This window comes from Clostridia bacterium, assembly GCA_016887505.1.
Taxonomy (GTDB): Bacteria; Bacillota; TC1; order TC1; family UBA5767; genus UBA5767.
In genome coordinates, this window is record CP069393.1 from 1,540,025 (window position 1) to 1,556,185 (window position 16,161).

Sequence of the window (16,161 nt, forward strand, 5' to 3'; positions counted from 1 at the left end):
TAACTCGTTAACGGCTAGATATTTCGATAACACCAGAATACTGAAATACACCTATCACAATGGTCTGATACTATTTAACAAATCAATGTTGTGATTGAACCTTTTAATAAACTTATCTGTCCCCGAATTAGACATAAAAAGAAAGAGATGATTACAATTCTACAGGAATTTAAAGATGAAAAACTCAAAAGATAAGCAGCTCTACACGTTTTTATTCTAAAACTAGGATTTACTAAATATATTTTCCCGGTATCGCGAGTCTGACACGTAGCTATTAATCATTCTAGCCTTCTTCTCAATATACGTAATAGAATTAAGCCTACAACTGTTGTGGATCCCGCAAGGAGAAATGCAGGTGTAAATGACTGAGTAATATCCAATAGTTTGGAGCCAATCAAACTGGTTAGAGCCCCTATGGCGAAGGCACTAAATACAAGGCCATAATTCAAACCTAAATACTTTGTACCAAAACCTGATGACACAAGTACTGGAAACAGTGCAAATGTTGTGGCATATCCTACCCCCAAAAGCAAGGAGCATAATACAAGTAATCCGAAGTTCACTGCAACCCAAGGTAGCAAAAGAAACACAATTGCCTGTACAATGTAAACAACTGTCATAATACGTATTACTCCGATACGATCGGACAAATAACCAACTATTGGTCTCCCAAAACCATTTGTTAATGCATAAGCAGATATTGCTGTAGCTGCTACAGCTGGTGCTAGCTTCAGCTCAATCTCTCCATAAGCAGGAATAAGACCGATAGCAGTTAACCCCCCACCAATTACCATAGCCAATGCTAACCATAAGAGATAGAATTCAGGTGTTCTAATGAACCTATCAGGAGAGACATCTTCAACAACTTTGATTGGTTCCGTCTTCTCGTTTTTTGTCGATTCACTTAGGCTAGAAATATGATATCCTTTTGGCGGATTTTTCATAATCCGAGCACCTATGAGAGCTACTGCTGCTACAAAAACCGAAAATACTTGAAAAGTTCCATCTACTCCTATGCTGTTAATCATCAATCGTTGAAACGGTGAAAACACCACTGCGGCAAGCCCAAATCCCATAACCCCAGTTGACACAGCAAAACCAGGACGATCAGGATACCATTTGCGGGCAGTAGGAGCGATGCATGAATATGTAAGTCCACAGGCAATACCTACAATAAATCCATATGAAAAGACTAACCAGCCAGGATAGGGAATCCATCGTAGAAACCCCGATAAAATATAGCCAACAAAAAACAGCACCGCACCCCATGTTGCTACCTTTCTTGGTCCAATCTTATCTTGAATCCATCCAGCTGGAATCATTGTTATCGCGAAAACAACAATCAATACTGTAAATGGAAGAACGGCCTGTGTCGCAGTCCATCCCCAGTTCATTACCAAGGGAACAACGAAAGAACCCCAAGCGTAACTCATCCCACCCATTAGAGAAAGTAGAAATCCCCCTAATAGAATCGTCCACCGCCTGTGCTTTTCATGTTCCATATTGATTGCCGTTGGGTTCATGCTTTCCCCTTGAAATAGCTTCACGATATTTCCTCTCATCATCAGATTGACGAATTCCTGATTCTAACATCACTAGCGTAGCATTTCAATTCCAAACGTCTTTAAATTACTCATTTCTACTATGATTCAATTTTACTACCTACAAACCCTTTCAATAGGTGTAAAATACTGGTCGAAAGCACTTGTCTATTTATTACATTAAACAATTTTTTGTTAAAATATATAATTTTGGTGCAAAGATTGCTTATAAAATCCACAACATCATTTGCTTAGTAATATTGACTACTTCTGTTCAGTTTTCATATGGCTTTGGCCATTGATTCATTTACAAAATTTATCTCTAACAGGACAGTATCGATCCCTTCAACCTGTCCTTTTCGAATCATATTCATTGCTTCAATACCAGCTAAGGTACTGGAAGCTTTCATAAATCTTTAAATCCAGACATTGTTTTGTACAACCTTTTAATATGGCGATGATCCTGCTCGATTATATTGTTCATATATTACTCTGCCTAAGCTTAGTTTCCTTCTTGAGACTCTGTTCCTTAACGAACTTGGGAAATGCAAAAGAGTATGCCTGATTCTTATCAACATTAATGACCCTTGGATTACTGTTATGTAGAGAAGATAATGCCTTTCCAAAGAACTGCTTTGCAGCTTTATGATCACGCTTCGCACTAAAGTAGAAATCTATTGTAGTTCCAGTAGAATCAACTGCTCTGTAGAGATAACGCCATTCGCCTTTTACCTTAATATATGTCTCGTCAGTTCTACTACTATCATTTTTTTCTTTAAAGGCTTCCTAATCATCTTATTTATTATTGGTCCGTATTGATGTACCCACCGCATTAGGGTGTGTGCCTAACTGTAAGTCCACCTTTTTCCATCATTTCTGCTATATTTCGATAACTCAACGGATACTTCAAATACCATCTAACCGTCAATAGTATTATTTCTTTCTGATATTGCTTGACCAGAATATACACCTCACTCCCACTTTTTATTATTAAGAGCGAATTTATTATATATGTATAAGGGTATGCATCAGAACCAATAATTTTGCCACTGGATGTTATTCCGAAGAAAAAAGTATATGTGCTATCTAAAAAGCTGTTCTTGGGAGAAGCAGCCGGCTGAAATATCCTAGATAATAAAGGTATTCTCATAAAATTCATCTTGATTTTGAGCATAAAAAAGCACCCTCTTATAAGAAGATGCTTCTGCTATAGGCTTTATCTATTGTTCTGTATTACGAATATATGCAGTATTTTTGCCGGCCCCAATCTTAATTATGTATCCTTCCTTCAATAAAGTTGCTAGGGTTGCCTCAGTCGTCGATTGACTAATGTCCGAGCACCTATCAAGTATCATGCGTTTCGATAATTTTTGAAGCGAACCGTCGAATAGCTTTCTAATCCGTTCTGGCTTCGAGAGGCTTCGGTCTTGCATCAACTCAATCCGGTGCGAAAACTCTTTATAGGCGCTTAGTATGACTTCAAGGTAATATTTAACAAATGGTAAATACGAATTCTTTCCTTCGTGCCAACCTGCTGAACTATCAAGCAAGGCCTCATAGTAGCTTTCCTTAGTCTTTTCAATTATCATCTCAATACTCAGATACTTACCAACAATGTATCCTGATCGATATAAAGTAAGCAGAGTTAATAAGCGGCTCATTCTTCCGTTTCCATCATTAAAAGGATGGATGCAAAGAAAGTCCAATATATACATAGGAATTAGGAGCAAAGGATCATACTTTTCAGCATTGATTGCCTCAGTAAAGTTTTCAGTTAACCTATCTACTGCCTCTGGCGTTTCGACTGCGCTTAAAGGCTGGAAGCGAGCCTTGCTTTCACCGTTTGAATCTATTTCTACAATAATACTATCTGAATTCTTAAATCTACCGCCGCTTGCAGATGGACTAAAATGATACAATTCCTTATGCAACTGCAAGATCACATTTGAATGCGGAACCATATAATCATAGTTTTCATGAATTAAACTCAAAACCTCACGGTAACCTGCAATTTCTCTTTCAGCTCTATTCCGAGGCTCTGCTTTGGACTTAACCAATGCATCCAGCCGCTCATCAGATGTATATATCCCTTCTATCCTATTTGAAGCACCTGTACTCTGAATCTTTGCAATTTCAAGCATCGCCTCAAGTGTATCCGGCTTAGCTTCGATAAACAGTTCCTGTTTCCCTTTATATTCATGAATTGCAGATACTAAGTTCATCAACTCATGATTCATTAGTTCGTTAGGCATTGTCGCATAATTAAATTTATGCATAACAAAACTCCTTTCTGCCTAAAGTTTATCGGTTCTGCACAATTGTAGCATTCAATTATGCAGAAGCCAACGTAGTTCAGGCAGAACCACAGTTCCGTTCTCTTTTTTCCAAATTATTCTGCACTATTATGCTTGTATTTTGTATATAAATAGTTTCAATCATGCGGAACAAGCCTCAGTGTTTATTATTTCTTGCGTGATGCGTTAATGTGAGTATCCATAGTATGCATCTATCCATATTAAAATTATTCGTGGAAAATGATTATATTGCAGTTAGATTCACTATGGTTTTTTACTAGTTCAAGTTCATTTTACAATTCAACATTTCTTTCTACTTTACTATCTCCACACTCTTGGTCGAAGGGAACCAAGTAACATCTGCACCCAAATTCTCTGAAACATACCTAATAGGTACCATCGTTCTATCATTAATAATTGTTGCAGGAACATCGATCTCCGTTCCAGTCTGTCCAATAACCAATTCTATTACTTTCCCATCCTGCTGAATGACCACCGTTTTCGTTTCTTCTTGCCAAGCAATTTCTGCACCTAAGTTTTCTCCTATAAATCTCAGAGGTACCATGGTGCGACTATCAATCAGCACCGGGGGTGTATCCACTCGCTTGATTTGCCCGTTTACCGTTATCTCTTGTTTATCTATGCTTAATTTTATTTGTATCAACTCATTGTTCATCATCACTTCAAAGTAACTGAATTTTTCAGTTGTAAAGGTAAAGGTTTTATTAACAGGATCATATGTCCCACCTAATAGTACAGGTTGAATACTTCCGTCTTCATTTTTATCAAAACGCACACCTGTTAGCCTATCGATTCCTTCTGGTGTCAAATCTCCTAAATAGGATAGGTCCATGGTTACTTCCACGGGTTCCATAAATTCTTCTATTCTTTCTGTACGAAAGCTTCCATCTGCGTTAGGAATTTGGATTTGTGCGATCAATTCAAAGAATTTGCCACCAATTTCAATAAGACCCATACTTTGCCCCAACTGGCCTCCATCTAAAAATTCGGCCTCTTTATCTGCCGAAACTTCCTTGGCGCCTAATTCTGCTAAGGCGTCTTCTGTTTCTTTGGCCCCCTCTACTTCTTTTACATTAAGAGAGCCTGCTTTAAATCCAAGCTTCATCCCTAACAATTCTATGTTTAGAGCTTTGCCACTATTTATTAGCTTTTCGATAGATGCTGGTGATAATTGGGATTTTTGCTCTTTGCTATTGCTTAGATCAAGCCTTACCTCTTCTTGATTTTCAAGTGCTTTTTCTAAAGCCAAATCATCTGAAGTTTTACCATCACTAAGATCATCCTCTCCGGATGATCTTGAACTTCTTTTGACCGTCAAATTCTCATTAGCAACACTCGTACCATATCCTGCCACAACCTGAAGATCCCCAGGGGAAACATCAGGTATTCTAAAAGTAATAATATAGTTCCCGTCCGCATCAGCCATCGTAGGGTTAAAATAAACGATATTACCTTCAGAATCCAGAATTTTTATGGTTACCCACACCTGGGCATCAGCTGTACCTGATGCAGCTATGCTATCTCCCACATAACCACGACTGGGATTTAAGCTTAAATTGACATCTGCAGCCCACGCTTCGGCGGGTGCACTGATTAGCAAGCACAATGATCCAACAATGATTAAACTTGATATTAGGATTCGACTAACTGTTGTAATACTAATTTTTCTAAACATTCCATTCACTCCTATCCTTACACAGTCTAAACTATCTACAATACAATAGGATTAGAAGCTGGACTATTACTCAAATTGTCAACTATATAGGCTTTGACTGCATCCCCTGTACGAACATTGAAGGCAGCTCCCACACTATTTACTGTTTCTAAATCTGCTTTCATAAAACTCATCCCAATTTGCTGATTATCTCTTATATGAACAAATACACATACTTCATTACCAGAATGTCCCTTAAGTGTCTCAATCTGTACTGAGAAATATGTAAACCCTGAGAATCCCTGATTCACTGTCATTGTCGGTATCAGTCCGTCTGAAATGCCTGTTATATACGTATCATCATCTACTGGCGTGATAAGATATGCTCCGTTACCACTTTCCTCTATTATGCTTATCTCGTATCCACGAGAAACCAATTCACCTACATTCGCATCCAATTGAACTTGTATTGCATACGTTCCAGCCTGTAATGGGGTTCCTGAGATTTCGCCAGTTCCTGGATTCATAGTTAATCCATCAGGAAGTCCTATTGCAGTCCATGAATAAGGTTCAGTTCCTCCAATTCCAGTAAATATCGCTATAAAGGATTTGCCAACAACACCCGTAGGAATTACTCCTTGTATACCAGTTGGTTTTATTGTCACTTCTGTTGAAGCTGTTTCACTATCAACAGTTACTGAGATTGTTGCTATCCCCGTTTCAGCGCTTGTAAAAGTTGCTTTCGCCAATCCATTCACAGTAGGAGCCATTCCTTCCACGCTACCAAGATTGGTACTATATGCAACTATCTTTCCCGTTGGCAGAGAATCATCAATCATTCTCTGACCGAGATTGTTCATTGTAAATCCTGCATTTATGAAAGTACTACTATGAAGTGATGTTGGATTTTCTGAAGCTTCCACAGTCAATACAAGCCATGTTGAAGCGTCAATGTTATTCCCAACTACCCCATCTGGTCCTATGTTCGATCCCCACCAATTATCCTTTGCGACCATATTTCCAGCCTCGGCGTATAATTCATTGTCGTCTCCATTGTCCAAAATACAACAACCCCTAATTGATATTTCTAAAGAACTAGCGCTCTGAATTCCTCCTCCAGTACCACTAACACCATTAATGCCAGCATCACCTGGCCATGAATCAGGCCCCCCTCCAGCTTGTTCCGCTCCAGCACCACCATCACCCGGATAGTTATTCTCAATTATACTGCCTGTTACTATTAGTGAGCCGGTACTGTATATGCCTCCACCAGAGCCACCCACACCACCATCTCCACTATCTATAGGAGTCGGAGCGCTAGGGTGATCAAAACTTCCTACACCAACACCACCATTGCCGCCATTACCTGCACTATTATTCTTTATCGCACAACCAGTTACCACTAGTGTTCCTGCGTTGTGTATTCCTCCTCCAAACCCACCGGCGCCTCCATCTGTACCCAAACTGTCGACACCATCGCTACCATTTGGAGCTTGACCATTTTGAATGGTGAGATTTTTGATTCGAACATCACATCCATTCTCAATTGTAATTACTCTATTCTTATTGCCTCCATCAATTATCGTTTTATCATATCCTTCTCCTATTAGCGTGATTGTTATATTATTTGATATGATTAAAGGTGTATTTCTATATGTCCCTTCACCAATATGTACTGTATCGCCCCCACCATTGCCGACAGCTTCAATACCTTTTTCTATTGTTTGGTAAGGATTATCTTCTGTACCATCACCAGTAGCATTATTACCGCTTAACGAAACATATATGATACTTGTATTCGTTGTTTCTATTGCCATTACACCTGTAATTGGCAAAGAAAGGGCTACGACCAAAACCAATGCAAGTATTAGGCTCCCCACTTTAAAACTAGTTCTTTTCATGAAATATACCTCCTAGGATTGATGGATAGATTTATTAAGACTGCAATTAAAGTAACTTTTATACATTAAATGTTAATTTAATTGTACCACACAAAATGTATTATCAACACGTAGTTGTTAATTAGGGTTCTGGTGTAAAGATTGCTTACACTATCCACCGCATCACTGTTTAGTAAAATTTCTCCCTATTATTCAGTTTTTATATTGCTTCGGTCATTAATACACTTACAAAATTCATCTCTAGCAGGACAGAATCAACACCTTCAACCTGTCCTGTTCGAATCATATTCATTGCTTCAATACCAGCTAAGGTACTGGAAGCTTTCTTAAAGTCTTTAAATCCAGACATTGTTTTGTACAACCTTTTAATATGGCGATGATCCTGTTCGATTATATTGTTCATGTATTTACTCTGGCTAAACTTAGTTTCCTTCTTGAGACTCTGTTCCTTGACGAATTTTGGAAATGCAAAAGAGTATGCCGGATTCTTATCAACATTAATGACCCTTGGATTGCTGTTATGTGGAGTAGATAATGCTTTTTCGATGAACGAAGAACTTCTTTAGAGCTTTATGATTACGCTTCGCACTAAAGTAGAAATCTATTGTAGTTCCAGTAGAATCAACTGCTCTGTAGAGATAACGCCATTCGCCTTTTACCTTAATATATGTCTCGTCAGTTCTCCAACTATCCTTTGTTTTCTTCAAAGGCTTCCTAATCATCTTATTTATTATTGGTCCGTATTGATGTACCCATCGCATTATAGTTGTGTGCCTAACTGTAAGTCCACCTTCTTCCATCATTTATATTTCGATAACTCAATGGATACTTGAAATACCATCTAACCGTCAATAGTATTATTTCTTTCCGATATTGCTTGCCTTTGAACATGCAACTTACCCCCATTTATTAGGAGCCAGTTTATCGTATATTGCTAAATTTTGCACCAGAGCCTCTATACATCAATCTAAAGTCACATATTAGCAAGGTATTTATCAATTTTACCGTACTAAAAATGCACTTAATTATCCTCCTTTATCTATAAGTGCGGGTAATTAAGTGCATTTCTCTATTTTTCTCTTCTTATTTGTATTGCCTATGTGTTGAGTTCCAATTCTTCATGAATTCCTCTTCAATAATCATCGCTTGAAAGGGCGGGTCGAGAAAAGAGATAATCAATTTAATGACTCCATCCAGGTTTAATTTGTATTTCAATACCTTCTTACAAAATATATCCCATCTATTTATAATTGCATCATTCGTGATCAGTCTCTCGATGACTTGAACTGAATCTTTCTCAATTGGTGTTCCTCTATTTGAGAAGGTCTCATATATTGCTTCTTGAACTTTTCGGCCTTCGAATTCAAAGGAAGTCGCAAGGTAATATATATCATAAAAATCTTTCATGCGTCCCGTAGATTCCATGAATCGAACAATGGCATCAAGCTTTTCCGATATCGTTGATTCTAAAGAATAGGTTAGAATGGTTGGTCTTTCAAACCCCTCTAGCAAAACAGGGAGTGTTCTTGTGCGTGGTGATGGAGCAATTGTATCTCCAACACCAAAATCAACACTAAATGGCGTCTTTGTTTTGCCCAGACGCCCTATTAGATTTACACGAATACCTTGATACTCTTTCATTTCACTAATCGTTTCAACGCTTCTTATTTCAATTTCCATGAATTCATTATTACTCTTCGTAGCAATGATGGAGCCAACTAATTCTTCTACTGAACCCAGTTCATTAGAATGATTTTTAAGTAAATAGTCAGCATCAACCGTAGGTCTTGTTGTGAAGTCACTAATTGAATATAAGAGATATCCTCCCTTTAAAATGAGTTGTTCTCGATAATGACTCTGAGCCAACCTTCTAATAAATTCTTCCTGAAAAAACAAATTTAGCAGTTGCTGAAAAGCAATACCTTCTGCTTTCGCTTTATTCTTTAGCCTTACCAATATGGATGCGCTTGAATAATTCATTATAGCCACTTCCCTATCTGAGATTGAATCTTTTTCGTGATATTAAATATTTCAGCATACTCAAATAGTCGCCTGATGTTCTTTTGTGGGTCCTTGATGTATCTCATCACCGCATTGGTAAAAACTTCTTTTTCGAGTTTCTTTTCATAGCGCATAATGTCACACATGGTGCGATCCCTATCAAAAATTTTTACTTCAACACCATTTACTTCAAATGTTGAAACACCAATACTAAGGAATTTTGGCTCCTGGTAGTATGGTTTTACAAGAGGGTACTCGATCATATACCGGCTTTTTTCACTATCTCTATCCACTGCTATTTGCCAAGCCGTTGGAATTCTGTCTGTATAGTTATAATGCAAGAGTGCACTTTCAAGAAATATTACCGCTTCGGGGAAAAGTTTTGCGAGTATTATTTCCTCTGGGTTCACTTCATCAGTGAGTTCATAGTAACCATACTTTATTTTTGATATTTCTCCTTCTTCAAAAAGCTTCTTAATTTGTCGGCTACTTAGACCCAGTTCTTTCAGTTCTGATGTTTTCAGTACGCCCCCATGTTTTTCAAATTCCTCTATTATTTCATGTTTTTCAATCATGCTTGCACCTCTTTATCCGCATTGGAATTTTGATGCGGGTATTTAGGTGCATTATATCATCCTTCAAACTAATTATCAACGCATCTATACGCGCCTGAAATGCTCCAACAAAAACAAACCGCTATCCTCTGTTTCATTACACCTGGTAAAATCACCAAATTCTCCTCTAGACATAGGTTTGCGCTAATCTTCAAGAGTTGTGTATTGGCTGTAATCATAGCCTTCGCTACTCACTAGGACCCGGTTCTGGTGCAAAGATTGCTTGTAAAATCCATGGATACCTTCAACCTGTCCTTTTCGAATCATATTCATTGCTTCAATACCAGCTAAGGTACTAGAAGCTTTCATAAATCTTTAAATCCAGACATTGTTTTGTACAACCATTTAATATGGCGATGATCCTGTTCGATTATATTGTTCATATATTTACTCTGCCTGAACTTGGTTTCCTTCTTGAGACTCTGTTCCTTGACTAACTTTGGAAATGCAAAAGAGTATGCCGGATTCTTATCCACATTAATGACCCTTGGATTGCTGTTATGTGGAGTAGATAATGCTTTTTCGATGAACGAAGAACTTTCTTTAGAGCTTTATGATCACGCTTCGCACTAAAGTAGAAACCTATTGTAGTTCCAGTAGAATCTACTGCTCTGTAGAGATAACGCCATTCGCCTTTTACCTTAATATATGTCTCGTCAGTTCTCCAACTATCATTTGTTTTCTTCAAATGCTTCCTAATCTTTTCATTTATTATTGGTCCATACGGATGCACCCATCGCATTATGGTTGTGTGCCTAACTGTAAGTCTACGTTCTTCCATCATTTCTGCTATATTTCGATAACTCAATGGATACTTCAAATACCATCTAACCGTCAATAGTATTATTTCTTTCCGATATTGCTTGCCTTTGAACATGCAACTTACCCCCATTTATTAGGAGCCAGTTTATCGTATATTACTAAAGTTTGCACCAGAGCCCATATAAGTATGATCCAATTAAGCCTTCCCCAAGTCTATGGTTCAACGACTTCAAATTGCCTGATGGATCATAGTCATAGGAATGCTGTCCATCAGTAGTACTGATTCTCGTGAGATTTCCATTCTTGTCATAGGAGTAACCTAGTTGAATGTGTGTCGAATTCTCTTATTTTGCAATAAATTCGATTGGTCATCCTAAGTTGTCATATTCCAATTTCGATAGTATTCAAAACACATGCCAAAGCAGATTCCCCCTAGTACTCTAGATATATAAAACCCGTTGACATAAATAATCTATATCTACAGGTTCTCATTGTATCAATATTGGGTTTAAATATGGTGGATATGGGAAATTTATGCAACTTTTTCAACCGTATTTTATGTATACAAAACATATTTTTCGGACGATTAATATGCAATAGAGCGAGGATACTATTATACTATAGAACTTCATATCTCAAACCAATAATTGCAAATAAAGCGCCACCCCTTGACAGGACAACGCTTCCATCTTTCTAGCTCAGCAGAATTCTCCATTTATCAATATGGTGGAGATGGGTCATACCTGCAAAAATCCACCAAATATATTATAATTATATTTGAATGAATCAGTATTGGATAAATTTATCCCCTGAGACACCACAAAGTCTACATTTTTCAGGCCTGAATCTTTCAATATTACCACAGACAGGACAAAGGTAATAAAATACCTCCTCAGTCTGGTCTAGATTATCCAATGCTTCTTGGTAAAGCTTCGCGTGTACCTCCTCCGCTTTCATCGCATAGGTAAACGATCTAACCGCAGCCTTATTTCCTGCAGCTTCTGCTTCCTTCACGAAACCAGGATACATTTCCTTGTACTCGTGAGTCTCTCCTACAACTGCATCCTTTAAGTTATCAGCTGTTGAGCTGATTTTGCCTGCAACTTCAAAGTGCTTCAATGCATGCAGCGTTTCAGCATCAGATGCTGCCTTAAATAGCTTGGCAGCATTAATATTCCCCTCTTTCTCGGCTTTCTTAGAATAAGCCAGATATTTTCTATTTGCTTGAGATTCTCCGGCAAATGCCTCCATCAGGTTATCAAGGGTCTTGTTGTCGCTCATTCTTTATTCCTCCTTATTATCTCTACTAAGCTTTTCTTAAGTTATTCGACAACCAGTCGCGTTAATCCTTTTAAGGCTACGCTCAAACAACTCGTTGCGAAAGCAAACCAAATTGCCAATACAGAACAAATCCCATCTCTAGGCAGACCGTTGCAAGTCATCATAATCCCAGAACCCCCTATGTATTAAGGCTTCGAGGCACCCCTACTGAAATTCATATCTACTTTTCTTATTCACCACAGCGAGCTTCTTCCACACCAAATACTATCCTATGTCAATCTGGAATGCTGTGAGAATTTGATACCCAATCGCTTTACCTATATTGGAATTCAGTGGAAAAATGATACTCAGTTTTGACACCATATGCACAGAAAGAAAAAAACAAAACTATGCCTAGCACAGAACGAAGTACACCGAGGAAATGAGAACATAAACTGGATTCTAAATTGTTATAAGCGGAAGATCAGCAACATGTATGTTCAATCTGCCAACACGCAAAAAAACCATACCAGATTTTCTCTAGTATGGTCGTGGATTTGGTTGTCTAAAGACTATGATTTTAATACAATTTGGCGATATTGAGTATCGCTAAATTGTGTGCACCACCCGATAAGTCTAATACATACTGCAAGAAATGCTCCTGGCATATAGTATCCCGTAACGGCAATAAAAAAATATTCGCCTTTTTCATACAAATTCAATCCACGTTCTTCCATCATTTCTGCTAAATTGCGATAACTCAACGGATACTTCAAATACCATCGAACCAGCAATAGTATTATTTCTTTCTGATACTGTTTACCTTTAAACATTTAACTCACCCCCATTTATCTACTAGCAGCAAGTTTAGCCCATTTATATAAAGTTTGCACCAGAACCCTAACGCGAACAGATAACATCTCCAATATGAGCAAATGCAATATATATGGATAGAAAGGGCTATGGCAAATTAGGATACATATCACCATGCTTAAATATCGTTTATGGAATTCTATTGATTCGTCTTACTAAATATACACAAACATGATCGATGCAAATACTATGGATGAAAATACGATAAATACAAAATAATATGCTTGTCTTGTATCAAGTAATTCTTGTGTCATTTCGCGTTCTTTCGAAAAAACATAGTGAAAATACTCTGGTCCTCTAAGAGACTCTATGCCATTAAACAATTTATTGTATTCTAATTCATGATTAATCTTTAGGTACAGTTTATATTTTATCCAAGTTTTTCTATAATTAAGAATCCCATAGACTAGTGAGCAGATTGCATAAACATAAAATACACTTTGATCATGCATCAGTGCTCCAATAATAAAGGCTACAAAAAATATACAAGTTAGTATAGTGCACCATTTTGACAGCTTACTTTTAAGCATTTTATCCCCGCTATTCTCAATGAAATTTGAGCATCAAACCATAAAAGTGCTTAGCATAATATACTGCGACTAAACACTTTTATGTTGTTATACCCTTAGATTTTCTTTCTGAATCATCAATCTAGTCCTAGCTGATTTATTAATAAATCTCCCAAAGGTCCTAGCGCCCAAGACATGAACATTGCATCTGGAGATGTATATATATTGGTATACGTCTCCAAAACATGAGCTTCTGCAGGAGACTTTAAACCATATCCAACACTAAAGTAATTACCCCGATACCGATTATCATCATTCGAACATGTTACACCAGCACCAAATGTTAATGTACCGATGGCTGAAGATGCACCAAATTCTGTGCCTAATCCCTCAAGATCCTCAATACTATTGATACCATCAATCTTGGCAAAAGTCGCGCTTAAATCTGCGTCAAGATACCCACCTCCTGCACCTGCTGAAGTAATTCGTCCAACGCTTACAACCCTACCAATACTATCAACCACAACAACATAACCTGCACTATATTGTGCTGCTCCGCCAGCTGAAGCTGTCGCATCCGCCGTAACTATTATAGCAGTTTTGCCATCCTCAAGCGGCAATACATAGCCACTTTCTTCAAACAGCTCATCTAGGATTTTTTTCCCTTCTTCAGTTTCATTCATTATATTCATCATTATTAATTCTTCTGTCGATTCATTTCCGCTTGGGTCAACATAGATAATGGGATTCCCCATACAGTATGAATACCGATTTAAGCTTAGAGGCGCACACAACTCACCTCTGTAACTATCCTCAGAAGTAAATCTCTGCGTTGATGGGTCGTAGTACCTAGCCCTCAGATAGTAGTTCCCCGTCTCTGCATCCAAATACTCTCCCGCATAGCGATAAGGATTATCAATTGGATTCACCATCTGGCTCGACATAAGCTCAGGCATCACGCCTTGCATTTGGTAATCCGGACTATCTACAGCATTCCCGTATGGATCGTAAGTGTACTCTTCAACAATTTTACCCAGTCCGTCAGTTAGCTTTGTCACATCACCGTGAGCATTGTGGAGATAGTAGTAATCATTCCCATTGGCTTCACGAGATAATAATCTGAGTCCACGAACATTCAGCGCAGTAACTGCAGATCTTCCATCCAGCTCAACGATAATATTAGCGTTACCATCATAAATAAAATAGGTGGTTTCTCCACAATTCTCTTTGCTTGTACGAAGATTCTGTCCATTGTACTTGTAATACGTGTTGAATCCTGCAGTGTCCTCCACACCAACCAACTGGTTGTATCCATTATACCTAAATTCATCCGTTAAGATAACGATGCTTCCATAGATACCCTGGAATACTTCATCCTTTTGAAGCTGGTTTCCTTCCTGATCATAAGAAAATCTTAGAAACGAGGTTTCTTCTCCCCGTGTTGTTTTCTTCAACTGCAGCCTGTTGTACACATCGTAAGTGTAACGGTTCTCAAAGATCATATGGGATCCACTTGGCGTCTCAATCATCTCAGTCAGAGATTTGATGTTTCCTAAATCATCGAAAGAGTAATGTTGTATAGTGCCATCCGGCATCTTCCATTTCCAATCTGGAAAGGCTGTCATAGCTGTACTCAGTGACGTCAAACCCTTCAATCTCCTTAGTTCGGTTACCAACCCTATCATATTCATACAAATATGATTCAATTGAATCTTCCCCAAGTTTATGATTCAATGACTTTAAATTGCTTGATGGGTAATAGGTATAAGTGGACTCGATACCATTGATTCCATTCTGCTCTTCAATCAGTCTGCCTGTTGGATCATATCGTAGGAATACTGTCCATCAGGAGTACTGATTCTCGTGAGATTTCCATTCTTGTCATAGGAGTAACCTAGTTGAATGTGGGTAAAATTCTCTTGTTTTGCAATAAATTCGATTGGTCATCCTAAGTTGTCATATTCCAGTTGCGATAGTATTACCCAAAACACATGCCAAAGCTGATTCCCCCTAGTACTCTAGATATATAAAACCCGTTGACATAAATAATTTACGTCAACGGGTTCTCATTGTATCAATATTGGGGTTTACATATGTCTAAAGACTAATATTTTGATACAATTTAGCGGTATTTATTTTCGCAAAATCGTTTGCACCCATAGCCAAACTAATACAAACAGTAACATAATTGAAACAAACCATCTTAGGCCTTAAAAGTCCCCATGGCCCTTATTCTTGCTAATGCCTTAAGATTTTTTTGTGTATCTTTTGAATTGCTTGCATGAACACTGTTTAGCTTTTTCTTTCGAAGATAATATTTCAGTAGTGAGACCAATAAACCCACTGCTCTTTTTAACAAATGCAACACCAATAAGAGAAACACATCCTCAATAAAATATCATTTTCCTGTTTAACCTACTTCACACCAAAAAATTCCACAATCTTTTATAAATCTTATATCGACCTGATTCTTTGAGTTGAGGGCTGCTAAAACATTGCCGAAATTTTTCTCATCACACTCTACTCGGTCAATATGAATAATGCCATCAACTGCTACTCAGTATTTATATTGCTATGGCTATTAACTCATCTATACAATTCATCTCCAACATTGCTTATCGTGAACATACACGTACCCCCATTTTTTATTAGGGACAAGTTTTCATATATGGATAACGTTTACACCTTAACCAGATAAAACCTCCTGCCATTGTGTTGCCCTATGACAGGA

General features: G+C 37.8%; 10 protein-coding genes and 4 pseudogenes. All 14 read right to left on the reverse strand.

Going from position 1 to position 16,161, the window contains the following annotated elements; all coding sequences use genetic code 11:
• Positions 1 to 278: 278 nt before the first annotated feature.
• On the reverse strand, positions 279 to 1,547 hold the full coding sequence (locus tag JR334_07340) for an OFA family MFS transporter (GenBank protein QRN84800.1): 1,269 nt from the start codon (positions 1,545 to 1,547) through the stop codon (positions 279 to 281).
• Between the two features lie 275 nt (positions 1,548 to 1,822).
• Positions 1,823 to 2,511, reverse strand: a pseudogene (locus JR334_07345) (IS6 family transposase).
• A 250-nt stretch (positions 2,512 to 2,761) separates the two neighbouring features.
• Positions 2,762 to 3,817, reverse strand: coding sequence for a Fic family protein (locus tag JR334_07350; protein ID QRN84801.1), 1,056 nt, complete (start codon positions 3,815 to 3,817; stop codon positions 2,762 to 2,764).
• Positions 3,818 to 4,148: 331 nt separating this feature from the next.
• Positions 4,149 to 5,531, reverse strand: coding sequence for a hypothetical protein (locus tag JR334_07355; GenBank protein QRN84802.1), 1,383 nt, complete (start codon positions 5,529 to 5,531; stop codon positions 4,149 to 4,151).
• Positions 5,532 to 5,566: 35 nt separating this feature from the next.
• Positions 5,567 to 7,411 (reverse strand): putative Ig domain-containing protein, encoded by a 1,845-nt coding sequence (locus JR334_07360; GenBank protein QRN84803.1) that lies wholly within the window; start codon positions 7,409 to 7,411, stop codon positions 5,567 to 5,569.
• A 199-nt stretch (positions 7,412 to 7,610) separates the two neighbouring features.
• Positions 7,611 to 8,317, reverse strand: a pseudogene (locus JR334_07365) (IS6 family transposase).
• Between the two features lie 177 nt (positions 8,318 to 8,494).
• On the reverse strand, positions 8,495 to 9,391 hold the full coding sequence (locus JR334_07370) for a nucleotidyl transferase AbiEii/AbiGii toxin family protein (GenBank protein ID QRN84804.1): 897 nt from the start codon (positions 9,389 to 9,391) through the stop codon (positions 8,495 to 8,497).
• Positions 9,391 to 9,987, reverse strand: a complete 597-nt coding sequence (locus tag JR334_07375; GenBank protein ID QRN84805.1) for a type IV toxin-antitoxin system AbiEi family antitoxin domain-containing protein — start codon at positions 9,985 to 9,987, stop codon at positions 9,391 to 9,393. The genes JR334_07370 and JR334_07375 overlap by 1 nt, the downstream gene beginning before the upstream one ends.
• A gap of 282 nt (positions 9,988 to 10,269) precedes the next feature.
• Positions 10,270 to 10,918: pseudogene (locus tag JR334_07380) on the reverse strand (IS6 family transposase).
• A 28-nt stretch (positions 10,919 to 10,946) separates the two neighbouring features.
• Entirely contained in the window at positions 10,947 to 11,117 is a 171-nt protein-coding gene (locus JR334_07385) for an RHS repeat protein (protein QRN86884.1), read from the reverse strand.
• A 457-nt stretch (positions 11,118 to 11,574) separates the two neighbouring features.
• Positions 11,575 to 12,069 (reverse strand): rubrerythrin family protein, encoded by a 495-nt coding sequence (locus tag JR334_07390; GenBank protein ID QRN84806.1) that lies wholly within the window; start codon positions 12,067 to 12,069, stop codon positions 11,575 to 11,577.
• A 692-nt stretch (positions 12,070 to 12,761) separates the two neighbouring features.
• Positions 12,762 to 12,881, reverse strand: a pseudogene (locus JR334_07395) (IS6 family transposase).
• 195 nt (positions 12,882 to 13,076) lie between these two features.
• Positions 13,077 to 13,373, reverse strand: coding sequence for a hypothetical protein (locus tag JR334_07400; GenBank protein ID QRN84807.1), 297 nt, complete (start codon positions 13,371 to 13,373; stop codon positions 13,077 to 13,079).
• Between the two features lie 194 nt (positions 13,374 to 13,567).
• Positions 13,568 to 15,121 carry an RHS repeat-associated core domain-containing protein gene (locus JR334_07405; protein QRN84808.1) on the reverse strand — a complete coding sequence of 518 codons (1,554 nt, stop codon included), beginning with the start codon at positions 15,119 to 15,121 and terminating at the stop codon, positions 13,568 to 13,570.
• Positions 15,122 to 16,161: the final 1,040 nt, after the last annotated feature.